Genomic DNA, 4,608 nt, shown 5'->3' on the forward strand with positions numbered 1-4,608 from the left:
TGTCGGAGCAGGGCGCAGGCGCGGTCCGTCCGGCCCTCGTCCGCCGGGAGCGACCCGAGGTCGTCCCGCTGTCCTTCGCCCAACGCCGGCTCTGGTTCATTAACCGCATGGATCCCCAGGACCCGCAGTACAACATGTCCCTCGCGCTGCGGCTGTCCGGCGTCCTGGACGAGGAGGCGTTGCGCGGCGCGCTGGCGGATGTCGTCACCCGGCACGAGAGCCTGCGCACCGTCTTCCCCGAGAAGACGGGGGAGCCCCGCCAGCTGCTGCTCGCCCCCGACGACGCCGTCACCGCCGTACTGCGTACCGGTCGCACCACCGAGGACGGGCTGACGGCGGCGGTCGACGCGGCTGTACGGCCGGGGTTCGACCTCGCCACCGAGACCCCGCTGCGGGCCACCCTGCTCACCCTCGGACCGGAGGATCACGTCCTGGTGGTGGTGCTCCACCACATCGCCGGCGACGGCTGGTCGATGCGGCCCCTGCTGCGGGACCTCTCCGACGCCTACACCGCACGCCTCTCCGGCAGCGTCCCCCCCTGGGAGCCGCTCCCCGTCCAGTACGCCGACTACGCCCTGTGGCAGCGCGCACTCTTCGGCGACGAGACGGACCCGGACGGCCTCGCCGTGCGCCAGCTCGGCCACTGGACGACGCAACTCGCCGGACTGCCCGAGGAACTGGCGATCCCCGCCGACCGGCCCCGCCCCGCGACCGGCAGCCACCGCGGCGACCACATCGACTTCACCCTGGACGCCCAGCTGCACACCAGGCTCCTCAGGCTCGCCCAGCAGAACGGCGTCAGCCTCTTCATGGTGTTCCAAGCGGCCCTGGCCGCCCTGCTCACCCGGCTCGGCGCCGGCACCGACATCCCGATCGGCACACCGGTCGCGGGCCGCACCGACGACGCCACCGAGGAGCTGGTGGGTGTCTTCATCAACGAACTCGTGCTGCGCACCGACACCTCGGGCGACCCCGGCTTCCGTGAGCTGCTGGCCCGGGTCCGGGAGACGGACCTGGCCGCCTACGCCCACCAGGACGTGCCGTTCGAGCGGCTGGTGGAGGAGCTGAACCCGGCCAGGTCGCTCGCCCGCCACCCGCTCTTCCAGGTCTCGCTCTCCCTGCAGAACACCGCACCGCCCGTGCTGGGCCTGCCGGGCCTGGAGAGCAGCCCGCTGCGGCGCGACAGCGATGTGGCCCGCTTCGACCTGTCCTTCGGCCTCGGCGAGCGCCGCACCGCGGACGGCGCCCCCGACGGCGTGCGCGCCCAGGCGGTGTTCGCCACCGACCTGTTCGACCGCTCGACGGCCGAGTCGATGGTGCGCCGCTTCGTCGCCCTGCTCCGGGCCGTCGCCCTCGAACCCGACCGCCGCCTCGGCGACATCGAGATCCTCACCGCCGACGAACGCCACGAACTTCTGGTGGCGCGCAACGACACCGCACACGAGACGCCGTCGGTCCCGCTGTACCGCCTTTTCGAACACCGGGCGGCACGGTCTCCGCAGGCCCCGGCGGTGGTGCACGGGACGCAGCGGCTGAGCTATGCGCAGCTCGATGCCCGTGCCAACCGCCTGGCCCGACTGCTGATCCGCCGCGGCGCGGGGCCCGAGTCGCTCGTCGCCCTCGCCCTGCCGCGCTCCCTCGACGCGGTGGTCGCGATGCTCGCGGTCGGCAAGTCCGGTGCCGCCTACCTGCCTCTGGACGCCGAGCACCCCGATGCCCGGCTGGGCTTCATCCGCGAGGATGCCGCCCCGGCCCTGATGGTGACCACCCAGGAGGTACTGGCACGGGTGCCGAGCCTGGGGGAGGGGCCGGAGAGCCTCCTCGTCCTGGACTCCGAGGAGACCGAGGCCGGCCTGCGGGGGATGTCTCCTGACGCTCCGTCCGACGCAGAGCGCCCGGCACCGGCCTCGCTCGCCCACCCGGCGTACGTCATCTACACCTCCGGCTCCACCGGCGCCCCCAAGGGCGTGGTCATCGAGCAGCGGTCGCTCGTGGACTACGCCGTGCGTGCGGCGGCCGTTTACCCGGGGCTGTCCGGCCGGACGCTGCTGCACTCGTCCCTCTCCTTCGACCTCGGTCTGACCACGCTCTACGGCACCTTGCTGGCCGGCGGCTGCCTGTACGTCGCCGACCTGGACGAACGCCTCGACGTACCCGGTGGGCTCACCTTCCTCAAGGCGACCCCCAGCCATCTGCCGGTGCTCGAACTGCTGCCGGACGTCCTGGCGTCGGGCGCGGTGCTGATGACCGGCGGCGAGGCCGTGCACGAGGAGCAGCTCGCCCCCTGGCGCGAGAGCCGCCCCGACCTCGCTCTCGTCAACCACTACGGACCGACCGAGACGACGATCGGCTGCCTCGACCACCGGACCGCGCCGGGAACGGAGGCCGGCCGGGGGCCGGTGCCGCTCGGCGGGCCGATGCGGAACACCGCCGTCTATGTACTGGACGGCCGGCTGCGGCCCGTTCCCGACGGCACCGTGGGGGAGCTGTACGTCGCGGGGCACGGGCTCGCACGCGGCTATGCGAACCGGCCGGCGCTGACGTCCGAGCGGTTCGTGGCGGCCCCGTACGGCCCGCCCGGGGCGCGGATGTACCGCACCGGCGACCGGGTGCGCTGGACCGCCGACGGTGTGCTGGAGTTCCTCGGCCGGGCCGACGACCAGGTCAAGATCCGGGGGTACCGGATCGAACCGGGCGAGATCGAGTCGGCGCTGCTGGCCATGGCGGGCGTCGGCTCCGCCGCCGTCACGGTGCGCGAGGACCGGCCGGGAGACCGGCGCCTGGTGGCGTACGTCGTACCGGACGTCACACGGGACGGCACCGCTGCCCGGCCCGACCCCGCCGCGGTGCGCGCGCACCTCGCCCGGTCGCTCGCCGCCTACCTGGTCCCGAACGACGTGATGGTCCTCGACGGCCTGCCGCTGACCGCCAACGGCAAGGTGGACCGCCGGGCGCTGCCCGCCCCGGACCTCACCCCCGTCCCGGTGGGACGCGCGCCGCGCACCCCTCAGGAGGAGATCCTGTGCGGCCTCTTCGCCGAGGTGCTCGGCATCGGCCGGGCAGGCATCGACGACAACTTCTTCCACCTCGGCGGCCACTCCCTGCTGGCCACCCGGCTCGCCAACCGGGTCCGCGCCACCCTCGGCGTGGAGCTCCCCCTGCGAGCCGTGTTCGAGGCGCCGACGGTGTCCGCACTCGCCCGGCTGCTCGACGACGCCGGGCACGCCCGGCCGGCCCTCGCCCCGGCCGCCCGTCCCGCCCAGATCCCCGTGTCGTACGCGCAGCGCCGCCTGTGGTTCCTCAACCAGCTCGACACCGACAGCTCGCTGTACAACGTGCCGGTCCTGCTGCGGCTGCACGGCACACTGGACCGCGACGCCCTGCGCGCCGCGGTGCACGATGTGGTGCGCCGCCACGAATCCCTGCGCACGGTCTTCCCCGACATCGACGGGGAACCGCACCAGGTCGTGCTGGACACCTGGGCGCCCCCGCTGGACCTCACCGACGCAACGGCGGCCGGTGCGGACCTGCGCACCCTGCTGGACGGGCTGACCTCCCAGGGCTTCGACCTCGCCGAGGAGCCGCCGCTGCGCGTCGCGCTGATCACCACCGGACCGGACACCCACCTGCTGGCGCTGGTACTGCACCACATCGCCAGCGACGCAGGCTCCTGGCGCCCCCTCGCAGCCGACCTCGCCATGGCCTACCGCGCCCGCGCCGGCGGCGACGCGCCCCGGTGGACGGAGCTGCCGGTCCAGTACGCGGACTACGCGCTGTGGCAGCGTGCGGTCCTCGGCACGGAGCACGACCCCGACAGCGAGATCTCCCGCCAGCTCGCGTACTGGTCGAGGACGCTGGCCGGGCTGCCCGAGGAACTCGACCTTCCGACCGACCGGCGGCGCCCGGCCGCGGGCACCCCGCGCGCCGCGACCCAGGAGTTCTCCCTCGACGCCGCACTCCACCAGGAGCTGCTGTCACTGGCCGCGGCCACCGGCACCAGTCTGTTCATGGTGCTCCAGGCCGGTCTGGCGGTCACGCTCTCGCGCCTGGGAGCCGGAGCGGACATCCCCATCGGCGCACCCATCGCCGGCCGCACCGATGATGCCCTCGACGACCTGGTGGGCTTCTTCCTGAACACCTTGGTGCTGCGCACCGACCTCTCGGGGGACCCGACCTGCCGAGAGTTGTTGGCCCGTGTGCGGGAGACCGCCCTGGCGGCCTACGCCCACCAGGACGTGCCGTTCGAGCGGCTCGTGGAGGAGCTGAACCCGGCGCGGTCCCTCACCCGTCACCCGCTGTTCCAGGTGGCGCTGACGGTCCAGAACGCCCGGAACGACCAGGCAGCCGCGCTGGAACTGCCGTCCCTGACGGTCACCCCCGAGCGGGCCGAGAGCCGGTGGGCCAGGTTCGACCTGTCCTTCGGCCTGGGCGAGCGCAGTGCGCCGGACGGCGCCCCGGACGGGATGACGGGCATCCTCGAATACTCCGCCGATCTCTTCGACGCCGCGTCGATGGAGGGGTTGTTGGGGCGGTTCGTGGGTGTGTTGCGGGGGATGGTGGCTGATCCGGGTGGGTGTGTGTCCGGGGTCGGTGTGTTGTTGCCGGGTG

General features: G+C 73.5%; 1 protein-coding gene. It reads left to right on the plus strand.

What is annotated here, in order from left to right; genetic code table 11:
- Positions 1-107: 107 nt before the first annotated feature.
- Positions 108-4,608: amino acid adenylation domain-containing protein (locus AB0411_RS37600; protein ID WP_366421708.1), on the plus strand; the 4,501-nt coding region annotated here is incomplete at its 3' end.

It is taken from the genome of Streptomyces angustmyceticus, from assembly GCF_040701845.1.
In the GTDB taxonomy this organism is placed as follows: domain Bacteria; phylum Actinomycetota; class Actinomycetes; order Streptomycetales; family Streptomycetaceae; genus Streptomyces; species Streptomyces angustmyceticus_A.